This window comes from Halobaculum saliterrae, assembly GCF_009831625.1.
Lineage (GTDB): Archaea > Halobacteriota > Halobacteria > Halobacteriales > Haloferacaceae > Halobaculum > Halobaculum saliterrae.
This window is the reverse complement of record NZ_WUUS01000002.1, coordinates 155927-180336: the sequence shown is the minus strand read 5'-3', so window position 1 is coordinate 180336 and position 24410 is coordinate 155927. Positions and strand designations below refer to the sequence as shown.

28 protein-coding genes and 3 pseudogenes are annotated in these 24410 nt (G+C 60.8%); 11 read left to right on the top strand and 20 right to left on the bottom strand.

Going from position 1 to position 24410, the window contains the following annotated elements:
• Positions 1-4: 4 nt before the first annotated feature.
• Complete coding sequence (locus GRX01_RS03760) at positions 5-1063, bottom strand: sulfite exporter TauE/SafE family protein (protein ID WP_159663576.1); 1059 nt, start codon at positions 1061-1063, stop codon at positions 5-7.
• Positions 1053-1217, bottom strand: coding sequence for a DUF7512 family protein (locus GRX01_RS18740; protein WP_201289496.1), 165 nt, complete (start codon positions 1215-1217; stop codon positions 1053-1055). Before GRX01_RS18740 ends, GRX01_RS03760 begins: the two co-directional genes overlap by 11 nt.
• A gap of 261 nt (positions 1218-1478) precedes the next feature.
• Here GRX01_RS18740 and GRX01_RS03755 point away from each other — a divergent pair, with 261 nt between their 5' ends.
• Entirely contained in the window at positions 1479-2324 is an 846-nt protein-coding gene (locus GRX01_RS03755) for a universal stress protein (RefSeq protein WP_159663574.1), read from the top strand.
• 98 nt (positions 2325-2422) lie between these two features.
• Here GRX01_RS03755 and GRX01_RS03750 read toward each other — a convergent pair whose 3' ends face one another.
• Both GRX01_RS03750 and GRX01_RS03745 read right to left on the bottom strand, forming a co-directional pair.
• On the bottom strand, positions 2423-3709 hold the full coding sequence (locus GRX01_RS03750; RefSeq protein WP_159663572.1) for an MFS transporter: 1287 nt from the start codon (positions 3707-3709) through the stop codon (positions 2423-2425).
• Positions 3710-3712: 3 nt separating this feature from the next.
• Positions 3713-4828 carry an MBL fold metallo-hydrolase gene (locus GRX01_RS03745; RefSeq protein WP_159663570.1) on the bottom strand — a complete coding sequence of 372 codons (1116 nt, stop codon included), beginning with the start codon at positions 4826-4828 and terminating at the stop codon, positions 3713-3715.
• Between the two features lie 89 nt (positions 4829-4917).
• Here GRX01_RS03745 and GRX01_RS03740 point away from each other — a divergent pair, with 89 nt between their 5' ends.
• Positions 4918-5652 (top strand): helix-turn-helix domain-containing protein, encoded by a 735-nt coding sequence (locus GRX01_RS03740; protein ID WP_159664039.1) that lies wholly within the window; start codon positions 4918-4920, stop codon positions 5650-5652.
• Positions 5653-5669: 17 nt separating this feature from the next.
• On the opposite strand, the gene GRX01_RS03735 is transcribed toward GRX01_RS03740, so the two are convergent.
• Genes GRX01_RS03735 through GRX01_RS03720 form a run of 4 tightly spaced genes read right to left on the bottom strand, consistent with a single transcriptional unit; the run spans position 5670 to position 9069 of the window.
• The gene (locus GRX01_RS03735; RefSeq protein WP_159663568.1) at positions 5670-6845 is read right to left on the bottom strand and encodes an inorganic phosphate transporter; all 1176 of its coding nucleotides are present in this window, start codon (positions 6843-6845) and stop codon (positions 5670-5672) included.
• 9 nt (positions 6846-6854) lie between these two features.
• Positions 6855-7313: a YeeE/YedE family protein gene (locus GRX01_RS03730; protein ID WP_159663566.1), complete on the bottom strand. Its 459-nt coding sequence runs from the start codon at positions 7311-7313 to the stop codon at positions 6855-6857.
• Positions 7310-7867, bottom strand: coding sequence for a YeeE/YedE family protein (locus GRX01_RS03725; RefSeq protein WP_159663564.1), 558 nt, complete (start codon positions 7865-7867; stop codon positions 7310-7312). Before GRX01_RS03725 ends, GRX01_RS03730 begins: the two co-directional genes overlap by 4 nt.
• An 8-nt stretch (positions 7868-7875) precedes the next feature.
• Complete coding sequence (locus GRX01_RS03720; protein ID WP_159663562.1) at positions 7876-9069, bottom strand: MBL fold metallo-hydrolase; 1194 nt, start codon at positions 9067-9069, stop codon at positions 7876-7878.
• A 248-nt stretch (positions 9070-9317) separates the two neighbouring features.
• On the opposite strand from GRX01_RS03720, the gene GRX01_RS03715 reads away from it, so the two are divergent.
• The 3 genes from GRX01_RS03715 to GRX01_RS03705 are packed head-to-tail and all read left to right on the top strand — an operon-like array spanning position 9318 to position 10366.
• Positions 9318-9563 (top strand): sulfurtransferase TusA family protein, encoded by a 246-nt coding sequence (locus GRX01_RS03715; RefSeq protein WP_159663560.1) that lies wholly within the window; start codon positions 9318-9320, stop codon positions 9561-9563.
• A 2-nt stretch (positions 9564-9565) separates the two neighbouring features.
• Complete coding sequence (locus tag GRX01_RS03710) at positions 9566-10138, top strand: DsrE/DsrF/DrsH-like family protein (RefSeq protein WP_159663558.1); 573 nt, start codon at positions 9566-9568, stop codon at positions 10136-10138.
• 6 nt (positions 10139-10144) lie between these two features.
• Positions 10145-10366 (top strand): HalOD1 output domain-containing protein, encoded by a 222-nt coding sequence (locus GRX01_RS03705; protein WP_159663556.1) that lies wholly within the window; start codon positions 10145-10147, stop codon positions 10364-10366.
• Positions 10367-10491: 125 nt separating this feature from the next.
• Here GRX01_RS03705 and GRX01_RS03700 read toward each other — a convergent pair whose 3' ends face one another.
• From GRX01_RS03700 to GRX01_RS03655, 10 genes and pseudogenes are all read right to left on the bottom strand, one after another.
• Positions 10492-11610, bottom strand: coding sequence for an aminotransferase class V-fold PLP-dependent enzyme (locus tag GRX01_RS03700; RefSeq protein WP_159663554.1), 1119 nt, complete (start codon positions 11608-11610; stop codon positions 10492-10494).
• Between the two features lie 15 nt (positions 11611-11625).
• A complete protein-coding gene (locus tag GRX01_RS03695; protein ID WP_159663552.1) occupies positions 11626-11964 on the bottom strand; it encodes a thioredoxin family protein in 339 nt (112 codons plus the stop codon).
• A 117-nt stretch (positions 11965-12081) separates the two neighbouring features.
• Positions 12082-12708, bottom strand: a complete 627-nt coding sequence (locus GRX01_RS03690; protein ID WP_159663550.1) for a DUF1641 domain-containing protein — start codon at positions 12706-12708, stop codon at positions 12082-12084.
• A 2-nt stretch (positions 12709-12710) separates the two neighbouring features.
• The gene (locus tag GRX01_RS03685) at positions 12711-13856 is read right to left on the bottom strand and encodes an NAD(P)/FAD-dependent oxidoreductase (RefSeq protein WP_159663548.1); all 1146 of its coding nucleotides are present in this window, start codon (positions 13854-13856) and stop codon (positions 12711-12713) included.
• Positions 13853-14089, bottom strand: coding sequence for a sulfurtransferase TusA family protein (locus GRX01_RS03680; RefSeq protein ID WP_159663546.1), 237 nt, complete (start codon positions 14087-14089; stop codon positions 13853-13855). Before GRX01_RS03680 ends, GRX01_RS03685 begins: the two co-directional genes overlap by 4 nt.
• Positions 14090-14219: 130 nt before the next feature.
• A pseudogene (locus GRX01_RS03675) lies at positions 14220-14755 on the bottom strand (class I SAM-dependent methyltransferase).
• A 58-nt stretch (positions 14756-14813) separates the two neighbouring features.
• Complete coding sequence (locus GRX01_RS03670; RefSeq protein WP_159663544.1) at positions 14814-15038, bottom strand: YgaP-like transmembrane domain; 225 nt, start codon at positions 15036-15038, stop codon at positions 14814-14816.
• 89 nt (positions 15039-15127) lie between these two features.
• Positions 15128-16378, bottom strand: coding sequence for a M20 family metallopeptidase (locus tag GRX01_RS03665; protein WP_159663542.1), 1251 nt, complete (start codon positions 16376-16378; stop codon positions 15128-15130).
• Between the two features lie 116 nt (positions 16379-16494).
• Positions 16495-16839 (bottom strand): annotated as a pseudogene (locus tag GRX01_RS03660) (FAD-dependent oxidoreductase); the annotation flags it as partial.
• Between the two features lie 84 nt (positions 16840-16923).
• Positions 16924-18249 carry a hypothetical protein gene (locus GRX01_RS03655; RefSeq protein ID WP_201289495.1) on the bottom strand — a complete coding sequence of 442 codons (1326 nt, stop codon included), beginning with the start codon at positions 18247-18249 and terminating at the stop codon, positions 16924-16926.
• Between the two features lie 61 nt (positions 18250-18310).
• Between GRX01_RS03655 and GRX01_RS03650 the strand changes: the two genes are divergently transcribed.
• The gene (locus GRX01_RS03650; protein WP_159663538.1) at positions 18311-18955 is read left to right on the top strand and encodes a helix-turn-helix domain-containing protein; all 645 of its coding nucleotides are present in this window, start codon (positions 18311-18313) and stop codon (positions 18953-18955) included.
• A gap of 100 nt (positions 18956-19055) precedes the next feature.
• Here the strand turns inward: GRX01_RS03650 and GRX01_RS03645 are convergent, their stop codons facing one another.
• Positions 19056-19472, bottom strand: a complete 417-nt coding sequence (locus tag GRX01_RS03645) for a helix-turn-helix domain-containing protein (protein ID WP_159664035.1) — start codon at positions 19470-19472, stop codon at positions 19056-19058.
• Positions 19473-19633: 161 nt separating this feature from the next.
• On the opposite strand from GRX01_RS03645, the gene GRX01_RS03640 reads away from it, so the two are divergent.
• Positions 19634-20074 carry a DUF302 domain-containing protein gene (locus GRX01_RS03640; protein WP_159663536.1) on the top strand — a complete coding sequence of 147 codons (441 nt, stop codon included), beginning with the start codon at positions 19634-19636 and terminating at the stop codon, positions 20072-20074.
• 1 nt (position 20075) lies between these two features.
• Positions 20076-20642 carry a class I SAM-dependent methyltransferase gene (locus GRX01_RS03635; RefSeq protein ID WP_159663534.1) on the top strand — a complete coding sequence of 189 codons (567 nt, stop codon included), beginning with the start codon at positions 20076-20078 and terminating at the stop codon, positions 20640-20642.
• A 5-nt stretch (positions 20643-20647) separates the two neighbouring features.
• Here the strand turns inward: GRX01_RS03635 and GRX01_RS19685 are convergent, their stop codons facing one another.
• Positions 20648-20794, bottom strand: coding sequence for a DUF7563 family protein (locus tag GRX01_RS19685; protein ID WP_449271447.1), 147 nt, complete (start codon positions 20792-20794; stop codon positions 20648-20650).
• Between the two features lie 169 nt (positions 20795-20963).
• Here GRX01_RS19685 and GRX01_RS03630 point away from each other — a divergent pair, with 169 nt between their 5' ends.
• From GRX01_RS03630 to GRX01_RS19075, 3 genes and pseudogenes are all read left to right on the top strand, one after another.
• Complete coding sequence (locus GRX01_RS03630; protein ID WP_159663532.1) at positions 20964-21929, top strand: ABC transporter substrate-binding protein; 966 nt, start codon at positions 20964-20966, stop codon at positions 21927-21929.
• Positions 21922-23760, top strand: coding sequence for a HAMP domain-containing protein (locus GRX01_RS03625; protein ID WP_159663530.1), 1839 nt, complete (start codon positions 21922-21924; stop codon positions 23758-23760). The genes GRX01_RS03630 and GRX01_RS03625 overlap by 8 nt, the downstream gene beginning before the upstream one ends.
• A 176-nt stretch (positions 23761-23936) precedes the next feature.
• Positions 23937-24389 (top strand): annotated as a pseudogene (locus GRX01_RS19075) (hypothetical protein); the annotation flags it as partial.
• Positions 24390-24410: the final 21 nt, after the last annotated feature.

The window sequence follows — 24410 nt, the reverse complement described above, 5'->3', positions numbered from 1 at the left end:
CAGATCAGTCGGTAACCGTGGTCCCCTGATGACGCTCCTGCCGGAGCGACGAAATCGTCGTGTACAGAATCGCGAAGGCGACGACGACCGCCGCGCCAATAACCAGTACCAGCCCGAGCAGTTCGAGAGTTGGGTTACCGAGGTAAGAACCGATCTCGCCGATACCCACGGCAACGGCACCGATCAGAAGCATCCCCCCGAAGTAGATCTTGATGCCGTCAGCGTCGACAACGGCGGTCGCAGCAGATCCAATCCGCGCCCCGAGTGCGCTCCCGAACAACAGCGGGGCAACAATACCGAGGTTCACGCCGCCTCCCTGTCCGTAGAGGTAACTCCCGAGACCGCCGGAGAAGACGATCTCGAAGAGGTCGGTCCCGACGGCGACGGGTACCGGGACGCCGATGGCGTAGATCATCGCCGGCATCCGGATGAACCCGCCACCGACGCCGAGGAAGCCGGACAGAAGACCAGTCGCGAACGCGACGGCCGTGATAACCCACACGGAGACACGGACGTCGCCGCGGAGCGTCACCATCGGCGGAATTCGAACGGTCTGCTGAATCGTTTTGGCGATTTCTGGGATCTCGTACTCGTCGAGATCCTTGTCTGCAGCCTCGTGATCGATACCACCGCCGCCATTACTCTTCAACGCGTCACGGGTTACCATCGCGCCGACACCGCCGAGCAGGACCACGTAGGCGACGCTGATGATGCCGCCCGCGAGCCCCAGCGACTCGAGGTAGTAGACGCTAGCGCGCCCGGCCTCGATTCCGATCGTCGTCCCGGTGATCATAATCGCGCCGAGCTTGTAATCGACCTGCCCGAGATCGTGGTGCTTCAGGGTCGCGATGACGGCCGTCCCGAACACGAACGCCATCCCACTCCCAACGGCGACCGACGGTTCGTAGTCCAGCATCAGCAGGGCCGGGGTGACGAGGAACGACCCGCCCATGCCGAAGAAGCCGAACAGAACCCCGACGACGAGGCCGAAGCCGACGAACAGCGCCAGCATCTCGGGACTCGTCCCCAGGATTCCTGCGCCGCCGAGGAGACTATCGAGCATCCGCGTCACCCCCGACGAGGAGCTTCATCAGATAGGGCCCGAAGAGCCGTTCGAGGCCACCGTAGCCCACGTACAGCACGATCGCTTCCAGTAGAATCGTGCCAATAAGCAAGGCTGTCTCCGGATCCCATGTGGGAATCTCTAGTCCTGCCATCGGTTCTCCCTCTGAGTTTCGAACGCGGGAATTCGCTGTTTGCACATTTCTGCTCGGTAGCCCCTACCCGCCTCGTGCCTATAACGGTTTTGGGATTACTATACAAGACTATATTCCAATAACCTCGACCAGAGTATCGATAACTTATACAAAACATACAGACGTTGGCAGCTCACATGACAGCTCAGCGGGAATTCCGTTATTGACTATTTTTACAAAATCGAACAAAACCATTTGTGGATACTGGACTAAAGTGTCGCTATGAGGGCCCTGTGCGCGACCGACCTGTCGGCTGCAAGTGAGGCCGCAATAGAGAACGAAACCTGCCTCGAGTGCTTGGGCCGTATCGGCGTCGATACGATTCACCTCGTGACGGTCGTTCTGGCGAACGTCCACTCCGGGATGCCCGGTGTGAATTTCGAAGAGCAACGTCGACGAGCGCTCGACCAGTATCGGACGGTCATCGAGGCCTCCGGATTCGACGTCGAGACTCACGTCGTCCGTGGGACCCCCTATCGACGTATCAACGGCATCGCTGAGGCCGTCCATGCCGATCTATCGGTCATCAGCTCACGGGGACAAAGCCCGTTAGAGAACCGGATCATCGGCTCGACAGCCCGCAACCTCGCACGGACGACTGTCGTTCCGTTATTGGTCAACCGCGTCGAACGAGGGACCGACGACCCTGAGGTTCTCCGGGAACACCTCTTTCAGCGAGTTCTCTTCGCGACGGACTTCTCTGAGAACGCCGACCGAGCGTTCGACGCCTTCTCGTACCTCCGTCACGCGAGCGAGGAGGTTACGCTCGTTCACGTTCGGTCGCCGAAAGACGAGGACGTCGACGACGATGCCAGCCCACAGGACCAATTGGCCAAGCGTGCGAGCACGCTGGAAAACTGGGGCATCGAGACGCAGGTCGAGGTCCGACACGGCGATCCCGCCAACGAAATCCTCGCCGTCGAATCTGAGGTGACACCGTCGACGGTCCTTGTCGGGTCGAAAGGGAGAAGCCGTATCCGACGGCTCCTGTTAGGGAGTGTCTCCGAGGAGATCGTCGCACAGGCAACGGGTAACGTCTTTCTCGTCCCGCCACCCCGGGCAGTCTGAGAGAGACAACGCCAGGGCTGCGATATCGTTGGGCGTCGTCAGCCCTTGCCAGCTCTCAGGGTGCGTGGGGGCCCACAAGACGGGTCCCCACGAAGCATTCAGTCATCAGTGACGCTTCTCCTTCCGGCCCTCGCAGGCGCGGGTGGCTCGTGAGTACCGAACTCGGGATGCGTCTCCTCCATCCAGAGGTATACCACCGCGCCGGAAACAAACATTAGACCAGCGGTCAGATAAAACGCGGCCTCAACGTTCACGAACTCCATTGAGAGTCCGATCAGGACCGCGCCGACAGCGTACCCGGAGTCACGCCACATCCGGTAGACGCCCATCCCAGCCGAGCGCCACGTCGGGTGGGCCGCATCGCTCGGGACCGTCATTAGGTTCGGGTACAGCAGCGCCATCCCCAGACCAGAGACGCCAGCCAGCACGGCCCACGGGAGGTAGCCATCGACGAGCACCATTCCGAGTACGCCCGCGCCCGCGAGGAACATCCCGGCGATGACGGGGGGACGGCGACCTATGCGGTCCGCGAGCCCGCCGGTCGCAATCTGGAGGAAGTACATCGCGCTGTGGACGCCGATGACGACCCCGACCGCCGCGATACCGAGCCCTTGGCTCACCAGATAAAGCGGGACGGCGATCCAGAACAGTGTATCGACGAAGTTCTCGATGTGGCCGGCCTGCGCCGCCGCGAACAGCGTCCGGTCGCCGTACGTCGCGCGCTTCAGCACCTCATTGAACGGGAGGTTCGCGTCGTGATCGTCGTCATCACCCTCGGCCTGCGCGTACTGAACGGTTTCCTTGATCAGGAAGATCGAGATGAGGAACGCCAGCACGACGACGACGCCGAGGAAGTAGAACGGCTCGGGCCGTAGACTCCACTGGCCGGCGATGACGCCCGTGACCCAAGCGCCGACGGCGACGCCAGTGTAGCCGAACGCCTCGTCGATGCCGACCGCGAGACCGCGCTGATCGGGACTTGCGAGGTCGATCTTCGCGTTAATCGCCATGCTCCAAGTCAACGCCTGGTTGACCCCTAGCAGAATATTCCCCACTGTGATCCAGCCCCAACTCGGGGCAAAGATGAGGATGATCGGCAGGGGGAGCGCTGTCGCCCACCCGGCGATGAGGACGGGCTTGCGGCCGTACTCCTCGCCCCACTTGCCGGCGTAGAGATTGAGAATCGACTTCACGACGCCGAACGAGACGACGAACGATCCGATCACGAGGAACGACTCAACGCCGAGGACGTCCTCCCCCAGCACGGGAACGACGGTCCGTTCGGAGCCGATGGTCAGGCCAGTCGCGAAGACGAGCAGGACGTGCAGCGAGAACTGCCCGAGGTGTTCGCGGATCCCTTGGCGGAGTTCAGTTGTCGTACTCATGGATTATTCGGCCGCACAGTTGTTCGGGCCCAGTTCCAGCTCTGCTAGTTCGTCTGCCGGGACTGATTCTTGCCCGACGTTCGTCATTTTGACGCGCTCGAAGTTCGGCGGATGATCCGGGATGTCCGACGCGAGCTCCTCGATGAACGCCTCACGATCGCGGTCGAGGTCGTCGTTCTGGTTCTTTACTTCCGCGAGGGTTTCAGTCACCGGCGGTTCCGGCGAGCCTGGATCGTGCGCCGGCAGGACCAACACGTCGTCAGAATGGTCCAGCAACCGCTGGAGGCTCTCGTAGAGCGTCGCGGCGTTCCCTTCCACGTCTGATTCCTCAATCCCGGCCTCAACGCCGAGTTCCACACGGCCGACGCTCTGGTGGAACAGCGTGTCCCCCGTGAGCAGCGCCGATCCGTCGACGGCGAACGAGAGGCTCCCCTCGCTGTGTCCAGGGGTGTGGATTGCTTCGACGTCGAGTTGGCCGGCCGTCAGGGTCTCGCCGTCCTCGATAGGCGTTGCGTCGATGGCGAGGGCGTCCTTCGGGTGGAGATAGTAGGGGACGTCGTGTCGGTCGGCGAGCTCCGCGCCGCCCGAGATGTGATCCGCGTGGGCGTGTGTGTCGAAGACGCCGACGAGTTCGCTGTCGTACTCGTCGAGAATCGCCTCGTACTCGTCGAGGTAGTGTGACGGATCGAAGACGACTGCTTCACCGTCGGAGACGAGGACGTGCGAGAGACAGCCCTTCCCTGGGCGCGCGACTTGGACGAGTGTACCGTCGATGTCAGCTGGCACTTCTGCGTGCCGGTGGACACGACTCCAGCCGTTCATCCCGTCCGTCAGTGTCACCGCGTCGTAGCCAAGCTCTCGGAGGACTTCTGTCGCAGTCTGTGAGACGACGCCTGCGGCACAGACGGTCACGAGTTGTCTGTCAGCGGGCAGATCGGAGAGCGGTTCTACGGCCTGTTCCGGGTCGTCAGACAATTCGTCGTAGACGTCGATGTTGCGGCTGCCCGGGATGTGCCACTCTTCGAAATCCCCCTGATGGCGGATGTCGAGGACGAGTGGTGCCTCCTCGTCTTCGTCCTGTAACTGTTCGCCCAGTTTCTCTGCCGAGATCTCCTGCATCGGTATTCACGAATAGCGGATATACCTGCATATGAGTACTGCCGGTCATGACCGGCACCGCTAATTACATCGAGTTCGAAACCATGCGTATGGGACTGTACGAGGCGTCGATTCGGGTCAAACACGAGTGCCCGTACCGGAAGATATCGGAGCGATACCCGGACTTGACGATACGTGAATGGCCGTTGAGCGATTGCCAAGTGCTCGAAATCACGACGGAGACAACTCCCACCGACGAATTACTCGACGATATTGACGAGATCGGGACCGTCCTGCACGAATCGGCGGACGATGATGGGTACCACGTCGTCACCCAGTCCTGTCTCTGTTCGCTCGAAGAGTCCATCATCGACCGTTTTGAGGAGCACAACTGTCTGTATCAATCACCGACGATCTACCGCCAAGGATGGGAGCACTACACGGTGGTTGCGTTCGACGGTGCAGATATTCGAGAACTGCTCGGGGACCTACGCTCCGACAGGGATATTGAACTGCTCTCGAAAACATCGATCTCGGACACACAGATCCCCCACAGCATGCTGGCACCGGCAGGTCAACTATTCGAGAACATCACTGACCGGCAGCTGGCAGCACTCCAGCTGGCCCTCGAAAGCGGGTACTACGAACAGCCCCGAAAGACCTCCCTTCGTGACCTCGCCGAGCAGACGGCCGTCGCCCGCTCGACGTACGAAGAACACCTCCGGAAGGCAGAGAACAAACTACTCAGAAACGCTGGCCAGTATCTGCGGCTGGTCACCGCGACATCGACGACCGATCCACTTGGAGTCGCGAGTCCACGACAGACGAAAGAGACTGCGGATTAGTTCACAAACCGGCGCAGCTACAACAGGAGTGATCCAGTAGCGTACGCGAGCGCGAACGAGAGGAAGAACGATCCTGCCCACGCCCCAACTGTCAGGAGAATTTTTCTGGCATCCACAGCTTCCCGACCACCAACGGCGGCACCGCTTCCGATGATAGCGCTGACGACGATCTCGTTGAACGAGACCGGGACGCCTAGCAGCACTGCCAGCTGTGCGATCAGGAACGACGGCACGAGCGCCGAGATGGAACGCCGCGGGCCGAGCGACGAGTAGTCTTGGGCAAGCGACTTAATCATTCGCGGCGCTCCCGTCCAAGAGCCAACGAGCATTCCGAGGCCGCCACCGACGAGCACGGCGAACGTCGAAACCATCCCGACCTCGTCGAGCAGCGGCAGCAACGGCCCGACGGCGAGCCCGACCTGGCTCCCGCCCGCGGAGAACGCCACGAGTGACCCGAGCGCCAGCAGCACCCGACGCAGACCGCCGCGTTCGTCGTGACTGACGTCCCACCAGACGACAGCCGCGACGGCTAGCGCTGCGAAGCCGGTAATACTGACTGCCGAGGCGGGCCCGTCAAATGCGAGCACCTGCTGTCCGAAACCGCGGAGTGTTCCTGACGTTCCCCCCTCACCCAGGAAGCTGAACTGGACGTTCATGAGGACGGCTCCAACAAGGCCGGCGAGGACAGGAATGCTGTACCGCTCGGGGACATCGGGACGCGGGAGGAGGCTCGCGATGCCGAACGCGATGCCGCCGCCGGCAAACGGCGTCAGTACCCAGACCGCGGCGATCTGGCGGTACTTCGGCCAGACCGGCGTGCCACCGAGAGCGAGGCCGACACCGATGACGGCGCCAGTCACGGTGAACGCCGTCGCAATCGGATAGCCGGTCGTGATACCAACGGCCATCAGCCCCGCGCCCAATATGAGCACGAGGATGACGCCGGCGATCGGCAGGCTGATACCGCCGACGAGGCCGTTCCCGACGGCTTCCGAGACGTTCCCCCCCTGCGTGACGGCACCAGCAAAGCCGAAGATGCCGACGAGGAACGCAGCCCGCATCGTTCCGATGGCGTTCGCGCCGACAGCAGGGGCGTACGGCGTCGCGCCGCTCGACCCGGCGCCGATGACCCACGCCATGAACAGGCTGGCGAGCGCTGCACCGACGAAGAGGGCGATGAGAGCGGGGTCCATAGAGGTGAGTTAGTCTGCGCCCGTTACGCCGGTGTCACCCGACCGGGTACGGCTCCGCCAGTAGCCCTGAGCGTACGCGCCGAGGAACATCCCGGCGAGCGCCCAGAGAATCGTAATGTTGCCGACGCCGAGGCTCGCGTACGCGGCGCCCGGGCAGATGCCGGACAGTCCCCAGCCGACGCCAAAGACGGCGCCGCCGACCAGGACGTTCCGATCGAACGGCTTCAGCCGGCGCTCGTATGGGTCGCCCGTGAGGGGGGCGGCATCTCGGATCCGTGGCAGCAGCGCGAACGCGACCCCGGAGACGATAGCGGCCCCGAACATGACGAACGGGAGGCCGAGGTCGTCGAACTGGAGGAAGTTCAGAACGACCTCCGGCCGCGCCATGTGACTGAACCCGAGCCCGAACCCGAACACGATGCCGCCGACGAAGATCAGCGGCTTGAACAGCGGGTGGCGGTCGCTCATGGACTCACCCCCAGCGCGGCGACAACCTGCGCGGTCCCGATGGCGACGGTCAGGAACGTCAGCACGCCGACCAGGGAGGTCTTCGACGCCGAGCCGACGCCACAGACGCCGTGTCCGGACGTGCAGCCCTTGCCGATCCGGGTCCCGATGCCAACGAGGATGCCGCCGACGAACAGCCGCCACGGCTGGACATCGGTCATCCAAAGCGTCACACCGGCGACCTCGTACAGCTGCCCGGTGGTCCCGGGTTTGTACAGCGAGCTCGTGACCACTCCAGACTGGAACGTCGCGGCGAAGGCCAGTGCGCCGAGGATGATGCCGGCCGTGAACACGAGCCGCCAGTCCCGAGAGCCGACGTACTGCTGGAACCGCGACCGATTGGAGACGTACGACAGCGTCGACTCCAGGAACGTGCTCGCTCCGGCAGAGATACCAGTCCCGATATAGATCAGGACGGTTCCGAGGCCGACGAGCAGTCCGCCAACGGCGTACCGGCTGATCCCGTTCGGGAACAGCTCGGCAGCCGCTTGGAGCAGTACTGGGTCAGTGACCATCGGCGTCGTTAGTCACCCGCAAGCGAGTCCTGGCTGGCGGCACAGTTGTTCGGCCCAAGCTCCAGCGTGAATGCTTCGTCGTCGTCGACGACGTTCTGGCCGAGGTTCGTCGCGATGATGTCCTCGTAGTTAGCCGGCCGCGGCGGCATGTCCGAGAGGATCAGGTCGACGAAGTCGTCCTCGTCCATCGTGAGCGCGTCCATCTCCTCGACGAGCTCGCCAATCGGGGCGGTGTAGGTACCGTCCGCGGCGGGCTCGGCGGCATCGCTGAAGTGCGCACCCCCCACGAGTGTATCGTCGGGCAGCGTTAGCACGCGCTCCTGCAGGGATTCGTAGAGCATGCGGGCCGCGTCCGGTGCCCCATCGTCACCTTCCTCGAGGTCGGGGCGGGCCACACTCTCGATGAACAGCCCGTCACCGGTCGCGAGCAGGCTGCCGTCGACCAAGTACGAGGTCATTCCGGTCGTGTGGCCAGGTGTGTAGACGGCCTCGATGGTGGCGTCGCCGACCTGGAAGGTGTCGCCGTCCCCGGCCGTGGTCAGCTCGTCCGCATACGTGACGCCGCGGTCGACGGCCGCTTCGGGGATGACGCCCTCGACGCCCGCAGCGTCGAGGTCGCGAACGCCCGAGATGTGGTCGGCGTGGACGTGCGTATCCAGCGCGTACTGCAGGTCGACGCCGAGATCGTCGGCGTCCGTGAGGTAGCGTTCGGTGAACGCGCGGAGGGGGTCGATGATCGCGGCTTCGCCGTCGTCGTAGAGGAGGTAGCCGAGGCAGCCCGAGGACGGCCGCTGGTACTGGAGGAGCGTACCCGCGCCGTCGTAGTCGGTGATTTCGACGGTCTCGTAGATGCTCGCCCAGCCGTTCATGCCGTCCTCGAGGTGGTTCACGTCGTAGCCGCGCTCCGCGAGCGTGCCCGCGACGTACTCGCTGGCGCCGCCTTTCGCACACAGGACGGTCACCTCGCGGTCGTCGGGAATCTGATCGAGGACGTCCTCATCGATGTCGTCCTCAAGGAACTCGAAGTACGGGATGTTGATCGACGTGACGTTGTCGCCGTCGATGTGCCACTCCTCGTAATCGGATTGCATGCGCGCGTCGAGGAGGGTAATGTCCTCGCCGGCGTCGATGCGGTCCTTCAGCGTTTCCGGCTCGACCGACGCGACTTCGACATCGGGAGTCGGGAAGTCATCAGCGTTCATGTTGTGCAATCACTTCTACCGGCCGGATGTACAAAAGCATTTTCATAGTATTTCCTCAACTCTACAATACCGCGTGGGAGAATATGCGTCAGATATGCTCAATACCCCCGATTGAACGTTATCAGGACTATTAGCGGGAGTCAACCCCCGTTTAGTAGTTTGTAGTAAGCACAAGAACCGACAATCTTTTAGTTGGGCAGGGGATATTGTGCGGTAGCTCCAATACAGACTAACGGAGCAGATAACCAATGAGTGCAGAATATGACATCGCGGAGACGCTTGACGTGAAGGGTGCATCGTGTCCCATGCCTGTGGTGAAGACGAAAGGCGCAATCGACGACCTCGCCGCCGGTGATATCCTCGAAGTACTGGCGACGGATTCCGGCAGCATGAGCGACATCGACGGCTGGGCGGCCGGCACTGAAGGCGTCGAGCTCGTCGACCAGGAGGAAGGCGACGACGTGTACAAACACTACGTCCGCAAGACGGAGTAAGAATGAGCACGGACACACCCGACGCGCCGACCGACGACCCGCCCTCACGTGTGGAGCTGGCCGCACGCGTCGACGAACTCGAGGAGGCGCTCGCCGAAGCCACGACCGACGACGAGAGCAAGAAGATGAGCATCATCGCGACGAAGGGCACGCTGGACATGGCGTACCCGCCGCTCATCCTCGCCAGCACCGCCGCCGCCTTCGGCTACGACGTGACAGTCTTCCACACGTTCTGGGGACTCGACATTCTCCACGAGGAACGCTCGAAGAACCTCAAGCTGAGTTCGGTCGGCAACCCCAACATGCCCGTTCCGAACGCCGTTGCCGCGCTCCCCGGCATGGACCGGGTGACGACGAAGATGATGGAGAATAAGATCGCGGACAACGACACCGCCACCATCGAGGAGCTCATCGAGACGAGCCTCGACATGGGTGTGGAGTTCCAGGCCTGTCAGATGACCATCGACCTGATGGACTACGATGAGGATGACTTCTACGATGGCGTCACCACGGGTGTCGGCGCCGCCACCGCCCTCCAAGACATGGCCGACTCCGACATCCAGCTCCTCGTCTAATCTCCGATGAACAAACTCGAGAATCCGATTCCCCAGATTGTCGAGGCCGTCGCGAAGGCGGAGGACGTCGAGCCAGTCACGCTTGAGCCACCGCTAGCCGAGGTTGTCGATCCGGATGCAGTAGAAACGTTAGTCGAGGATTCGACAGCGTCTGACCTCAAGATCCGATTCGAGTATCGTGGTCACGACATCCTCGTCGACGACAGCGGTCGCGTACAGGTCGATTGAAGCAGACAGAACTTCTCTTCGATAGCGGTATCCCACCGACTGTCACTCCAGCAGCGGCGTTTGATCTCAACGAGTAGGCCCGGAGAGACTGTCGTAGTGGGAGTCAGCGGAAAACAATAATTGCGTCAGTTCCACTCCGATGCGAGGACATCCAGCAGCCGCTCGATCTCAGCGCGAGTGTTGACCGCGTGGACCGACGCGCGGACGGCATCCGGCGTCGGCAAGGCCCGAACGACGATTCCCTCCGACGCGAGTCGGTCAACCGTCCCTTCAGGGTCATCCACGTCGATAGTCACGAGTCCCGAGTCGGGGTCCGCTGGACTGAGAACCCGGTTGTCTGGAATTCCATCGGCCAGCTCGCTGGCCAATTCCTGAATCCGACCAGCGATACGGTCAACTCCAACTTCATCTATCGCCTCGATGGCTTCCGCTAGGGCGACGTGTGGAGCCGGGTTCGCCGAGCCGACCTCGAATCGGCGGGCGCCAGCTGCGAACTCGTAGGGATCTGCAGTCGGCGTCTCGACGCTTCGGTACCCAACTGTGGTGGGTAGGAGGGAGTCAGCAACTGTCCGGTCGACGTAGAGGAAGCCGCCGCCCCACAGCCCCAGCAGCCACTTGTGACCGGCCGCCGCGACGGCGTCCGCACCCCAATCGCCGACATCCATCGGAAGCTGTCCCGGCACTTGCACAGCGTCAACGAGCGCGAACGCGCCAGCCTCGTGGGCGATATCGACGAGATCGCTGACGGGCAACTGAGTGCCGTGCGTCCACGTCACCGCGCTGAAACAGGCCAGGCGCGCGTCCTCGACGGCCTCGGTGAAGGCGTCGAGATCGACGCGACCGTTCTCCGTCTCGACGACGCGAACATCGATGCCTTTCTGTTCCAAGCGTTGCCACGGGAGCGTCCCAGCTGGGTGTTCAAGATCGGTTCGGACGACGGTGTCGCCGGGCTCCCAGTCAATAGAGGTCGCGACGGCGTTGATGCCCGCGGTCGTGCTCTCCGTGAGCGCGATCTCGTCGTCGTCCGCACCGACGAAGGTGGCGACGCGCTCTCGCACGCGGTCATAGGTGTCGAATGCAACCTCGTAGGGATCGTTTCGCGTGCTCGTCTCGTACTCGTGTGACCGTACGAACTCGTCAGCAGCCTCGACAACGTACTGTGGACTCGGCCCGTGAGCGCCGAAATTCAGGTAGACGTCCTCATGCAGGGCGGGCGTGTCGGCGCGGAGTTCTCTCGGGTTCATCTCGTTGGCGGTGAGTTAGTCGTGGTACTGGGCGATCAGGTCCCGGAGCGTCTGTTCGTTCTGGCCTCCACGGAGTCGCTTCACTGGTTTACCGTCGACGAACAGGACGAACGAGGGTGTACTCTGGGCACCGAATTCGATTGCCGTTTCGAGATTCGATTCGATGTCTATCGTCAGGATCGTCGCGTCAGTGTCTTCCGCGAGGGCTTCGAGAACCGGCTCCATCCGCTTGCAGGTGCCACACCACTCCGTGTAGAACTCCACGAGCGCGACGCTACTGTCTTCGACGACCGTTTCGATGTCGTCGTCACCAAGCGAAACCACGCTGTCCGTCCTCGCTATCTGTGTTTCCATTGCCAGACTCTACGCACCGAGCGTTTAATAGTCTTGGGTTTACTGTACAATACAATACGGTGCGATCACTCCCCCGTCTACATCGTCTGGGAGAGTGGTCCGACTCGGTGAGAGCGGTTAGTGTGACTTCTTGGTGGATTGTGCACGGCCGAGCGCGCCTGCAAGCGCCAGCAGGTAGCCCAACCCGTACTGGACATCCGGATCACGTAATCCGCGAAGCAGACCAACGGCTCCGACCTGCTCGGGGGAGCTCTGCTCCGCCTCACCGACGCTCTCCAGCAGCGTTTGGATGCCACCACGAGTATCGTCGTCAGCGGCCGTCTGCGCTACCTCGCCGACTGCAGCACCGGTACCGGCCAGTGACGTGACCATCTCGTCGTCGAGCGCCGCGGTCGCCAACGACCCTACCTCCGCGAGTTCGGCCAAGTCATCGAGCGTCCCGCTTTGGTGGAGCGCGAGCAACGTGTCAAGGGCCTCCCGCAGGTCGTCGCCGTTCTCCCCAACCGCCTCGGCCAGCGCCACGGTCTCGTCGGTCGCCAGCCCGTCTGCGGACTCTGCCAGTGTCGATCCCGTAGCCGATAGCTCCCGGACCATCTCGTCGTCGAGCGCGCTCTCACCGAGCGAGAGCACGTCCAGTAGCTCGTTGACGGCGTTGAGGTGCTCCACGAACTCGGCGACCGCCTCGGGGTTCCGTTCAATCGCCGCCTCCAACTCAGACGGCTCAGGATTCTGCGGTTCAGACATAATCAGAGCAGCCCTCGTGCAGTCAGCCAGTAGGATTCGTTGTACGCCAGCTTCGACCAGTGGAGTTTCTCCGAGGGCGGCGCCGGCGACGGCGGATTCTCGTAGTCGAACTCGACGAAGGACGCCGCGTCCATCCCCGTCTCGATGAAGCACAGCGTCTTCCCGTCGTAGGTCGCCGTCGCCGGGCGGCCGCGGATCTCGCTGGCGAGGCGCTGGCCGACGACGCCGGCCTGGTAGTGGGCGACGCTGCCCGCGTTCGGGACGCCGGTGTCGGCGGTGTCACCGAGCGCGTAGACGTTCTCGGCAGCCTCAGCTTCGAGCGTGTGTTTGTCGACGTCGACCCAGCCGTCGTCGCCGAGCCCCGCCTCTTCGATCAGGTCGATCCCGCCGTGAGGTGGAATCGTCACGAGGAGGTCGTAATCGAGTTCGGTCCCCTCCATCGACGTGATGGTCTCCGCGTCGGGGTCGACCGACTCGGCGTTGAAGAACGTCTCGACGTTGATGTCCCGTTCCTCCATGATGGGGCGGGCCCACTCGGCGATGTGGGGGTTGCCGTGGACGCGTTGGATCGGATACGTGTACGTGATATCGACGTCCTCGCGGAAACCGCGCTCACGGAGCCAGTCGTCGGCCATGAAGACGAATTCGAGTGGTGCCGCCGGACACATGTGGGGCGTCCCGATGACGCTCAACACCAGATCGCCCTCGGTGAACTCCAACAGTTCGTCACGCAGATCAGTCGCGCCCGACTCGCTGTAGTAGTTGTATCCGCCCTCCGTGAGTCCGGGGATCTGGTCGGGCTCCAGCATCGACCCCGTCGCCAACACAAGATGGTCGTAGTCGATCGACGGAACGCCGTCGTGAAACTGGAGCCGCTGGGCGTCAGTGTCGATATCGGTCACGCGGTCAATCCGGAGGTCGATAGCATCGTCGACGAGGTCGTCGAACGAACGGCGGCCGTCGTCCGGTTCCCGCTGGCCGAACGGCACGTACAGCCAGACAGGTTTGTAGACGTGATCGGGGTCGTCGTTGACCAGCGTGACGCGCACGTCGCCGGCGTCGAGTTCCGGTTCGAGCCGGTCAGCGAGATCGTTCGCGAGGACGGTGCCACCAGTCCCGCCGCCGACAATAACGACGTGCTCGGTCATGCTTTCTCTACGTAGAACGCGTTGTGATCGTCGAACTCCTCGACGACGAGCAGTTCGTTGCCAGCCTCCTCGGCCCATTCAGGTACATCTGTGAGCGACTGGTCGTTGTCACTCAGGAGTCGGATCACGTCCCCCGACTCGGCGCTCCGAATCTTTCCAATGAGGTCCATCAGCGGACCGGGGCAGGCTGCGCCCCTTGCATCGACGGTTTCGTCAGGTTCGATATCGGTCATAGACATCTCACAAACGGGAGTTGAGGGTGGGATCCACTTGTATTGTATAGTAATTCCAAGATTCTGAAAGTCAGCGAAATCGGAGCTAGTTGCTGGACAACGGTCACAGAACTGCGGGAAGTCCGCTTGTCTACCGATCGAACATGAGTGCGTAGTGATACGGCGGCAGATGACCTGCCGGTCCAGATCGAACACTACCGTTGAGAGTACCACATCCTCAGTTTCTCTGGGTGTCATTCGAAGTTCCGTCGGGGGTCCTCGGGGTACACCTCCGACAGTCGTCATCTCACGTGGACGTTCGCGCCAGTTGACTACTATCAGCCTCCCGTCGGGTTCAGTCGCTTGGTACACCTGATCGAGAAACTTCGGTTGGCTCTCCACGCCTTGGAACGTGTTCGCAACTACGAGCGTGTCAACACGTTCGGGGATTTCCCCGATCAAGTTCCTAGCGACACCTTGAATTGAGACGATGTTTTCGATATTCTGCTGTCCGGCAAGGCGATCGGGTTCCTCGAGAAGCGCCTCATCTAAGTCGATCGCGTATACTGGCTCAGAGTCGACGATACGGGCTCCTGGAAGCGTAAAGTAGCCGTTTCCACAACCGATCTCAGCGACTGAGTTGCCGGACTCGAGACCAAGTTTTCGGAGCGTCGCGCCAGGGGTCAGTCAGAGCTTGCTCCATCAGTCCCAGTCAGGCTGGTCAGTATTCTGGAACCGCTCCATCCTAATGGGAGCGTGACGTGTCGATCCCAAACAGACGGTAGAGGAGACAGACCCGGGCGAGTCCAGTCCCCACGAGAACAAGGCCCAGCAGCGTCACGACCGCGCCGACCATCATCCCGAGTCCCAATAGGCCACCGAGCGTCGCCAGTCCGACGACAGCCATCCCTAGCCCGATAACAATGCGAGTTTGTTTATCAGTTGCACCAATATTGCCCTTCATGCCCATAAGTATACAATACAGATACCTAAGTCTTTCTCGACAATCTGCCACCTGCCAGAACAGACAATCCGGAAACATCACTAGGTTTGCAGCTGCTACTGGTCGATCTGGGACTGCCACCTCGCTGGAAGTTGGGCGTAGACGACCGCGTTGTCGACGAGTACGTCCACTGGAACGTACTCATCCGGCGCATGGACGGTGTCGGTTCCGAGCGCAAACTCGACGGTCGAGATGCCCGCGTTCCGGAGTTTCTTGGCGTCACCGCCGCCCGTGGCACTCCGCCTGAAGACGCGATTACCCGTGATCTCCTCCGCGGTCGACGCAACTGCCTCGACGAGTGGGCTGGCGGGAGCTTCGGCCGTACCGACGCTCCAAGAGACGTCGGCTATTGTGATACCGTTACAGTCGGCAACGCACTCGCGAATCTCATCGATCACATCGGGCGTGTGGATACCTGCGGTCAGTCGCACGTCAACATCGGCGTGCGCAGACTGCGGGACGGTGTTTATCGCGTCCCCGCCCTCGAGGATGCCAAGATTGATCGAGGGATACCAGAACAGCTCTCGAGCGGCAGCCTCACCCATCGAGGGGGCGTAGTATTCAACTGACTCCTCGACGATCGGTGCCATGTCATCGTCGATTTCGAGTCGCTTGGTGCCGAACCGTTCGCGTAGAGTCTCGATGGCGTCGTAGAGTCGGTCGATAGCATTGACGCCGAGTACCGGCCGGGAGCCGTGGGCCCCCTCACCGCTGGCTTCAAGCGTCAGCCAGATGCTGCCCCGGTCCGCGACTGTGACCGAGTGGCGGCCTTCCTCACAGGTCGGTTCGTCAATCACGCATGCGTCAGCGTGGAGGTTTCCAGCGTCCAGTACCGCTGGCAAGCCGGCGTCACCACCCACTTCCTCGTCGCTCACGAACGCGAATTGAAGATCGACAGGTGGTTCTGTGTCGGTGGCTGCGAAGGCCTGAATTGCGAACAGCATCGACGCCACGGCACCTTTCATGTCGGTTGCACCGCGGCCGTAGACGTGTTCATCGACGCGCTCGCCGAGTGGATCGTGGGACCAGGCATCTGCGTCGAAGGGCACCGTATCGAGGTGGCCATTGTATAGCAGTGTGTGGTCAGACCCACCCGGTAGTCGAACGAGCAGATTCGGTTTTGCTGGATCAGCCGCAAAACGCTCCACGTCGACCGGAATCGGGTCGAGGAATTGTTCGATTTTGGCGACGATTTCGCGCGTGTCGCCGGGCGGGTTCGACGTCTCAATCGCGAGGAGGTCGAGGGCGAGCGCTACTAGTTCCTCTCGGTGTGCTCGCACGTACTCGGATGGCGTAGCGTCGCTCATTCGCCCGCTACCTTCCCCCCGAGGACTTTCGCCGCCGGGAGTATCGAGTCCCAGACGGGGCTAAACGGCGGGGCGTACGCCAGATCGGTGTTCCGGAGTCCAATCTCGGTCATACCAGCCGTGAACGCCGTCGCGACGAGTAGATGGTCGTAGGGCTGGTCGAACGTTTCGCCATCAGCCTCGACGGTGACGGATCCGGCCTCGGGATCGATGCCGACGACCTCGTGACCCGTCCAGAGGTCGATATCGCGCTCGTTGCGGAACTCCTCGGGCGTCACGGCGACTAGGTCCTGCAGGTCCTCGACCTCGCCTTTGACATAGTACGGCATCCCGCAGGCGGCGTAGGACACCCACTCGCCCTTCTCGAAGCCGACGTCCAGATCCGGGTCCTCGCGCTTGGCCTCGCTCGCGGCGCTCATCCCCGCGGCGTCACCGCCGGTGACCACGAACGTGTCGCTCATGACTCGGCGTTGGTGCGGTAGCGTCAAAAATATTTCGCGGAATTCACAATATTGCTAGATTCTCTTCGGTGGCCCAGAGCGACCTCACTCGGAGAGAGATTCCGTGGCAGGGCCAGTCACGGGGGTTCGCGGGGTCAGTGCGGTCCATAGGTCGACAACCAGGAACGCCCAAGCGACGGCGATCAGCAGGTAGCCGACGAGCGTCAGCAGGTCCGCGAGTCTCGCAAGTGGCGGCATCGCCGTGCCCCAGAGTGCGAGCATTCCGACATTAACGCTTACAATCTGAACCCATGATGGCCGACCGACGGTCTCGACGCCCACATCCAGCAGTGAGACGACGTCCTGCGTCTCATTCCCAAGGGAAACCACAACGGCGGGCAAGAACGCCATCGCTAGCTGGAGCATCCACCCGAACACCAGGCCGTCAATCGCCGCTAACTCGATTGCCGTCCCGGGAACGGTCTCCGGGAACAGCAACACGAGCGGCGCCCACGGGACCGGGAACGCTAGCCAGAGATACGCCCCGAGAACGAGCGCGAGTCTGCGAGTGTGAGTCCGGTCACCGGCTCGGTACGTCCCGATGAGGTTCGCCAGCAGCGCTACGGTTCCAATGACGTACACAGCCAGTCCGCCCATCGTGAGTTCGTGGCGCGCGAGCCACGGCCCGGCGACGAGTCCCGCCGCCCCAATAGTGACCCCCCAGTAGGTGACGCTACGGAGCCGTGGGTACCGGAGGTCGGCTCCGAACAGGTTCGGGATCGACGTGAGGAGTGCGCCAGCGGCGACGAGCGCGAGGAAGCCCCAGACGTTGGCGTGGACGTGTGCCTCGATCGACCCGAAGTATCCGCCGGGACCTTGGAGGTTCAACAACATCCCGAACGCGGCGAGGATCCCGACGACTAGGAACCAAGGTGCGGTTCTGAAGAACCGAGTCCCTCGGTCGCCGGACGTACTCGTCCGGAAAACCGTCACCAGCAGCCCGCCGAGGGCCGTGAGGACTAGCGTCGCACCGACCGTAGCGGTCGTCGTGTCGCCGGTCGCCATCCCAATCAGAACGAGCGGGTATCCCGCGTTCAGTGTCAGCCACTGGAACCACCTGTTCCGGGTGGTCACGGCTGTCGTCGCGGACGCGGAACCCGCGAGGGCCGGGAGTACGCCGAACAGCGCCTGTGTTAGCCCCCCAATGGTAACGAAGTGGATCGTCAACCAACGGAGCCGGGGCAACGCGTCGATTACTCCGAATTCGACACCCAGCTTTCCGATGACGGCCAGTAAGCCGACGGATAGATACAGACCGGCCATGAGAAGGAACGGGTTGTTTCGTGTTTGCATCGTCGTGAACACCTGCCCGAGAATTATCATCCGGTCCGTGTACCAGTTCGGACGAACCTGTCGGGTGTATACGAACATGTGAGTATAGCTCGAATATGTAAGGGGATAGTGCAAGGGATTCCAGTGATGACATTCCAGTATGCCCCGAGCCAAGCTCTCTATTTCCCTGCCGTCGGATGTCTGGATTCGCGATTTGTCGACGTCCTACGACGCCACGACGTTCGAAGTCGTTACAGCGCTTGCAGGTGAGGACGCAGGAATCGCACTCCTCCGGATTGAGAGTGCCGAGCTCCTCGACATCCTCGCGGACGTTCGGGGCCAACCGGACGTTGTCGATGTCGACTTGCTCTGGAAGCGTGAGCGGACTGCGCTCGTGCAAGTCGAAACGACGAGTCCGCCGCTCCTCTTTCCTCTATGGCAGGCAGGCGTCCCCGTCGAGTTACCGTTCACCGTCCTTGCCGGACGCGCGACGTGGGAACTGACGACATCGTCGGATCGACTGTCCGAACTCGGCAAGCACCTCAACGAGGCGAGCATCGAGTACGACATCGAGTCCATCGTCGAAATAGGCTCTTTGGAAGCCGACCGACTGCTGACACCTCGACAGCACGAGGTGCTGGCCGTCGCAATCAACGGGGGGTACTACGCCGTTCCACGCGAAGCCACGCTCACCGACGTTGCAGAGACGTTGGGCGTCTCGAAATCGACGTGCAGCGACATCCTCCACCGCAGTGAGAGCAGCATCATCACCTGGTTCGCCGCAGAAGAGTTTACGCAGTTCTGACGCGTGCCGACCGATATGCCTCAGGGTTCACTGTCGTCCTGCGTGCTACACGCACAGCCAGATGAGCGGACTCGATAGACGGCACCGAACACATCGACCGTTAGGGACAGGACTGCAGCGGCTGGTTCTCTTTGTCATCCGAGTCCCGACTATATCGATCTTCGAACTCATGGATGAGTTGTCCGATGTCCGCATACCAGTCGTTGAGTAGTCGCTGCATGTCGTGAGCAACTTCCTCGGGGGTTCGCGGACAATACACGTAGTAGTACCCGCCACTGTCGTAGTTTATTTGCTCCTGTACGACAACACCAGCCTCGTGAAGCCGGGAAACCGAACGATACGCCGTCGATCTCTCACAATCCAGTCGGTCTGCTATGTCATCGACGGTGAGTCCCCTTTCTGCCTGTTGTAGCAGCTGAAAGGCCATCTGATCCCGCTCGTTGAATCCGTGAACGCATCCTAAGAGATCGAGACACCCCAGATCGCGTTCAAGATCCTCACGCACTGAAGTGGCCATCATATCGGAAGATAGGGTGACAGAGAAGATTAAAGCTATTCCCGAACACCACAATACTATTTTAGCCAAGACTGTGGCATGGCGATTCAATTCCTGTTGCAGTGCTTTTTCGGGGACGTATCCGAAGAGTCTTTGTTCTGTAGGCCCAATATAATACACGAATGACGCTCCCAATCGACCCGAGCAAGATCGATCCGGAAGAAATCGGCGAAGAACAGGCGACCCTCGAGATGAGTCATGAAGATGCCATCGAACACGTCCGTGATGTGTTCACGGACGCCGGCTTCGGCGTCCCCGTAGAGTTCTCGCCCTCCGAGATGCTCAACGAGAAGGTCAACGCGGGCCGCGACCCCTACTACGTGTTGGGCGCGTGCAACCCAGAGGTAGCCGACCGTGCACTTGACGCAACCGACAACAAGCTCGGCGCACTCATGGCCTGCAACGTCGTTATCTGGGAGGAGGAGCCCGACAAGCAGGTCGTCTACCACGTCTCAATCATGCGCATCGCCCGCCTTGTCGGCATGGCGCCTGACAACGAGGAGATGTCGGACATTGTCACCGACACTGGCGAACTTGTCGACGAGGCGTTCGCCAACCTCTAAGATGGGACATCACACCTTCGACGCCGACCGCGCCGACAAACTCGAGGACGCACAGCGACGCTACCGCTTCCTCTCTGCAGAGGAACTCCTCTGGGCACTATCACCAGACGGCGCTGAGACAGTCGCAGACCTTGGTAGCGGAACCGGGTTCTACACCGACGACGTCGCGCCGGCTGTCGATCAGGTGTACGCTGTCGACATCCAGGATGCGATGCACGACTACTACCGGGAGAAAGGTGTCCCCGAGAACGTCGACCTCGTGACGAATGGCATCGACGACCTCCCACTCGATACCGACAGCCTCGATGCCGCATTCTCGACGATGACCTACCACGAGTTCGCGACCGAACAGGCACTATGCGAAATCAGTCGCGTACTCAGGTCTCAGGGGACGTTCGTTATCGTGGACTGGGCAGCTTCCGGGAGTGGAAACCACGGACCACCCGTCGATGAACGGTATTCCGCCACTGAGACAGCGAGTACGCTCCGTCAGCACGGATTCACAGTCGAGTTCGAAGCGGTACGACCAGAAACGTTTCTGATTACGGCAACCGCTGAGATAAGTTAATGGAGTTACGTTCGTTTTTCGCGGACGCCATTTCGGTCCCGAGTTTTATCCTCGCAGTTCGGACAGACGCGCGGGTTCTCAGCCGCGTCCGGCGTGAATACGCGCACGTAGACTTCAGTCACGTGGCTTCCACAATTCTGACACTCTGCCATATCTGTAGGACCATCTCCACCGGTCATAGGCTTTCTGTCGCCACTATACGACACCGATAGAACCGTCAGTGCGGCCATCATGGGATGTTATTGGCGTTTTTACCGCTTTTTAGGCGGTTTGGGGTAGTCCCAGTAATTATATGTCATTCGCCGGTACAGGTATGTTTATATGTCGCTCACACGCCGGCAGTATCTCGGCCGGGTCGGTCGTGCCGGCGGGGTGAGCGCTGCTGCAATCCTCGGTGGCTGCGCCAGCAATCAGCAGCCTGACTCAGAGTCCGTATCCGTTCGGATAGGATCGAAGCCATTCACCGAGCAGAAAATTCTCGGGTATCTAGCGTACCAGCGCCTACAATCAGTCGATTGGGTTCGAGCAGTCGACGAAATTGGCTCCGGGAATTCACTATCGAACTGGGAGGCGACGGCAGCGGGCGAGCAACACCTGTACTGGGAGTATACGGGCACGGCGTGGATGCAGCTCCCGCCGCGTCACGAGACACGAATCACGGACCCCAACTCACTCTATGAGCGCGTGCAGTCGGATGCTCACTCTCAGCAGCTCCAGCTGGCGGAACCGGCCTCGTTTTCGAACGGGTACGTTATTGTCGCCGACGCGACGTGGGCGGAACAGACGGGAGTATCGACCATCAGTGAACTGGCAACCCACCTCCGCAACGGAGATCGAATCCCGGGAATAGCGGTTAACGAGGAATTCTTCCACCGGCAAGACGGATGGCCTGGTCTTGCCTCGTATTATGATGTCAGTACGGAAGATAGAGAGAAACTTGAGGCAGAGACGTTCATTGTGACATCCATCGGACTGACTTACGAGCTACTTGAGCAAGGTCGAGTCCAGATTGCAAGCGGGTTCGCAACCGACCCCCAGCTAGACCGGTCCACGATTACAGTCCTCGAAGACGACCGCGACTACTTCCTTCCGTACCAACCGGCGCCAACTGCATACGCACCACTCATCGACAACCATCCGGAAATCTTCGAGGAGCTCGCGCCGGTGGCTTCAGCACTCAATAAACCGACGATGCGCGATCTCAACAAGCAAGTGCTAATCAATGGAGACCATCCGTTTGCGGTCGCGACACAATTTTTAGATGAGGAGGTAGCCGTCGATGCGTAGGTCACTGTCGGATGTTCCGGTTCTTGGTACGCTTCTCGACATCGGTCGGTCGTCGTTTCGGCGAAAGCTTGCAACGGCATTGCTCCTCGTGTTTCTGGTCATCAGTATCGGCACAGTCGGCTTATATGTCCAAGTCGGCGGATTGCTCGAAGAGAACGTCGAGCAATCGATGACGGCGGCGGCCGAAACCGAAGCCAACGAATTGAGGGAGTGGTGTGAAAAGAATCGACTCGTTGTCCGACTCCTCTCCGAGCATCCTGTTTACGAGGAGGGTGATCAAGCCGAAGTTCGAACGTATCTACAGGCCCAGAAAAATGAACGGCCAGACGCAGCGATCGTCCGCGCTTACGTGATTGACCGGCGGAACCAATCAGTCGCGACGAGCACCGACCCGGCGTTAGAGGGGACGACGATCGAAAATCTCAGTTGGAATGAACGGTTTTCCTTCCGAGATTTTGACGATGTCCAAGTCACCGAGCCGTACGCAGTAGCCAACGAAACGGTCATCGGCTTCATTTCCCCAATCCGCCGGACACCGGAACAGTTGCTCGTCGTGGAGGTGGATACTGCAAGCGTCTTCGAGCGATTCGAGCATCCTGTCGACAACGGGTTTACGCGAGTCGTCAATTCGAACGGGACTGTCGTATTTAGTGATGAGGCGGCGGCGACACTCACCCAATACCGAGATGGGAGTCGTCGCGCCCCAGTTGTCAGTAGTGGTCTCCGTGGGAGTTCCGGGTTCACCGAGTCACCAGCGTACGAAAATCGAGCAGACACGGACGGTGAGTATGTTGTGGCGTATGCTTCGGTCCCGAACACTGACTGGGTCGTTATTGAGCATGCACCGGCCAGCGACGCGTACGTGATTACTCAACAGGCGTTCCGGTGGATCGGCGTGATTGCAGTATTCACGCTATTCGCACTCGTGAGTGTCGTCAGCGTGCTCGGTCGGAATGTGACTGGTGCGCTTTCCCGACTAACTGATCGAGCAGAGCGGATCGAAGACGGCCAGTACGATGTCGAGTTCGATACTGATCGCCCGGACGAATTCGGCGATCTCAACCGGACGGTAGCGTCGACACGGGACGCCCTGCAACAGCGCATCGAGGAGATTCGCGAAACCAAGGCACAACTCGAAGCCTCGAATACCGCCCTCGAAGAACGGTCTGAGATGGTGGACGTCCTGAACCGTATCTTACGGCATAATGTTCGAAACGAAGTGAACATCATCACTGGACGTGCAGAATTGGCCGCATCCCGTGTCGACGATAAGGAGGCACAGGCAGATCTGGAAGCCGTACAGAATGCTGCGTGGGAACTCAGTACGATTTCGACACGTACACAGCGCATCAAACAACTGCTCGCTGAAGGGAAAGCGGACCCTGAACCAATTCATCTGAGCAAAGCATTACCATCGAAGCTCACAGACGTCGAGGCAGATAATCCAGGTGTGAGCGTCGAATTTGACCAGTGTACTAGCGACCCAATAGTCGAAGCGCCACAGACCTTTCCGACAGCGGTCGCTGACGTCGTCGACCAGATCGCGACACACAATGATGGGAATGTCGATATCACTGTTTCAGTAACCACCAAGAACACTAATTCAGATGGAGAATTGGTCGTTCTCCGGGTCGATGATGATGCCAACGGGCTTCCAGCATTAGATGTTGAGGCCGTCAAGTCAGGAGAAGAGACACCGCTCAATCACGCTGAGGGACTAGCGCTCTGGTGCCTGGAGTGGGCGGTGACGAAATCTGATGGGGAACTACTAGTCGCACCCAATAACGCGACTCTCGAAGTCCAACTGACCCGCTCCTCGGCAGCCGCGTAGCCTAGGTTGAGACCTACACTCGTTGCTTCTAGCTACAGTCCACCATCAGCAGGAGTGAAGGTGTGATTAAAACCCCTCAAAGATTAACCAACATTCTACGATTAGAGAGCGGCTCGTTGGTTAAGTTTGTGTGCGCCCGCTGAGGGGCGGAGGCGCGTTCTGACCTCCGTCGAACCATGACTGACGACTATCTCACAACGGTCCTCAAGGAAGCCGAGCACGTTGCCGAGCAGCATGACTAGGTCGCTCGAACGACAGACAACCAAGCCCACGAATACCTCCAATACGCCGTCCTCCGGTTGCTAGAAGGCGAGGCGGAACATCTCCCAGCAGACTGGACGCCGATCGACGGTGTGACGGTTGGCTACGGGAGCGGCGAGGCGATGTTCGATAGCTGGGGCTCCAAGGAAGACTGGTGAGAGACCGTCCCACCGCAGGAAGCGTGTACACGCTTCCGGGTGTTCTTCCCGGACGACCTCCAAACGGTTCCCCGTGACATCGTCCACGTGATCGCTGCGCTGGGCGCCTAGCGAGTCTGGACTGGGAGCGTAGCCGCCTACAGCTCCTACGACCATTGCGAGTACCGCGAAGTCCTGTACCTCTGGCTGGAAGGCTATCCGGTCGAAGAACGACATAACACTCACCCAGAG

What these genes read in the sequence shown, in the direction of transcription:
- GRX01_RS03690 (WP_159663550.1), bottom strand. Translation starts at nt 12,708, where the DNA reads ATGTCTGAACCGCAGAATCCTGAGCCGTCTGAGTTGGAGGCGGCGATT.
- GRX01_RS18740 (WP_201289496.1), bottom strand. Translation starts at nt 1,217, where the DNA reads ATGGCAGGACTAGAGATTCCCACATGGGATCCGGAGACAGCCTTGCTT.
- GRX01_RS03665 (WP_159663542.1), bottom strand. Translation starts at nt 16,378, where the DNA reads ATGAGCGACGCTACGCCATCCGAGTACGTGCGAGCACACCGAGAGGAA.
- GRX01_RS03700 (WP_159663554.1), bottom strand. Translation starts at nt 11,610, where the DNA reads ATGAACCCGAGAGAACTCCGCGCCGACACGCCCGCCCTGCATGAGGAC.
- GRX01_RS03650 (WP_159663538.1), top strand. Translation starts at nt 18,311, where the DNA reads ATGCCCCGAGCCAAGCTCTCTATTTCCCTGCCGTCGGATGTCTGGATT.
- GRX01_RS03760 (WP_159663576.1), bottom strand. Translation starts at nt 1,063, where the DNA reads ATGCTCGATAGTCTCCTCGGCGGCGCAGGAATCCTGGGGACGAGTCCC.
- GRX01_RS03670 (WP_159663544.1), bottom strand. Translation starts at nt 15,038, where the DNA reads ATGGGCATGAAGGGCAATATTGGTGCAACTGATAAACAAACTCGCATT.
- GRX01_RS03635 (WP_159663534.1), top strand. Translation starts at nt 20,076, where the DNA reads ATGGGACATCACACCTTCGACGCCGACCGCGCCGACAAACTCGAGGAC.
- GRX01_RS03735 (WP_159663568.1), bottom strand. Translation starts at nt 6,845, where the DNA reads ATGGACCCCGCTCTCATCGCCCTCTTCGTCGGTGCAGCGCTCGCCAGC.
- GRX01_RS03750 (WP_159663572.1), bottom strand. Translation starts at nt 3,709, where the DNA reads ATGAGTACGACAACTGAACTCCGCCAAGGGATCCGCGAACACCTCGGG.
- GRX01_RS03745 (WP_159663570.1), bottom strand. Translation starts at nt 4,828, where the DNA reads ATGCAGGAGATCTCGGCAGAGAAACTGGGCGAACAGTTACAGGACGAA.
- GRX01_RS03640 (WP_159663536.1), top strand. Translation starts at nt 19,634, where the DNA reads ATGACGCTCCCAATCGACCCGAGCAAGATCGATCCGGAAGAAATCGGC.
- GRX01_RS03710 (WP_159663558.1), top strand. Translation starts at nt 9,566, where the DNA reads ATGAGCACGGACACACCCGACGCGCCGACCGACGACCCGCCCTCACGT.
- GRX01_RS03705 (WP_159663556.1), top strand. Translation starts at nt 10,145, where the DNA reads ATGAACAAACTCGAGAATCCGATTCCCCAGATTGTCGAGGCCGTCGCG.
- GRX01_RS03730 (WP_159663566.1), bottom strand. Translation starts at nt 7,313, where the DNA reads ATGAGCGACCGCCACCCGCTGTTCAAGCCGCTGATCTTCGTCGGCGGC.
- GRX01_RS03720 (WP_159663562.1), bottom strand. Translation starts at nt 9,069, where the DNA reads ATGAACGCTGATGACTTCCCGACTCCCGATGTCGAAGTCGCGTCGGTC.
- GRX01_RS03625 (WP_159663530.1), top strand. Translation starts at nt 21,922, where the DNA reads ATGCGTAGGTCACTGTCGGATGTTCCGGTTCTTGGTACGCTTCTCGAC.
- GRX01_RS03655 (WP_201289495.1), bottom strand. Translation starts at nt 18,249, where the DNA reads ATGTTCGTATACACCCGACAGGTTCGTCCGAACTGGTACACGGACCGG.
- GRX01_RS03680 (WP_159663546.1), bottom strand. Translation starts at nt 14,089, where the DNA reads ATGACCGATATCGAACCTGACGAAACCGTCGATGCAAGGGGCGCAGCC.
- GRX01_RS03685 (WP_159663548.1), bottom strand. Translation starts at nt 13,856, where the DNA reads ATGACCGAGCACGTCGTTATTGTCGGCGGCGGGACTGGTGGCACCGTC.
- GRX01_RS03695 (WP_159663552.1), bottom strand. Translation starts at nt 11,964, where the DNA reads ATGGAAACACAGATAGCGAGGACGGACAGCGTGGTTTCGCTTGGTGAC.
- GRX01_RS03740 (WP_159664039.1), top strand. Translation starts at nt 4,918, where the DNA reads ATGGGACTGTACGAGGCGTCGATTCGGGTCAAACACGAGTGCCCGTAC.
- GRX01_RS03715 (WP_159663560.1), top strand. Translation starts at nt 9,318, where the DNA reads ATGAGTGCAGAATATGACATCGCGGAGACGCTTGACGTGAAGGGTGCA.
- GRX01_RS19685 (WP_449271447.1), bottom strand. Translation starts at nt 20,794, where the DNA reads ATGGCAGAGTGTCAGAATTGTGGAAGCCACGTGACTGAAGTCTACGTG.
- GRX01_RS03725 (WP_159663564.1), bottom strand. Translation starts at nt 7,867, where the DNA reads ATGGTCACTGACCCAGTACTGCTCCAAGCGGCTGCCGAGCTGTTCCCG.
- GRX01_RS03630 (WP_159663532.1), top strand. Translation starts at nt 20,964, where the DNA reads ATGTCGCTCACACGCCGGCAGTATCTCGGCCGGGTCGGTCGTGCCGGC.
- GRX01_RS03755 (WP_159663574.1), top strand. Translation starts at nt 1,479, where the DNA reads ATGAGGGCCCTGTGCGCGACCGACCTGTCGGCTGCAAGTGAGGCCGCA.
- GRX01_RS03645 (WP_159664035.1), bottom strand. Translation starts at nt 19,472, where the DNA reads ATGGCCACTTCAGTGCGTGAGGATCTTGAACGCGATCTGGGGTGTCTC.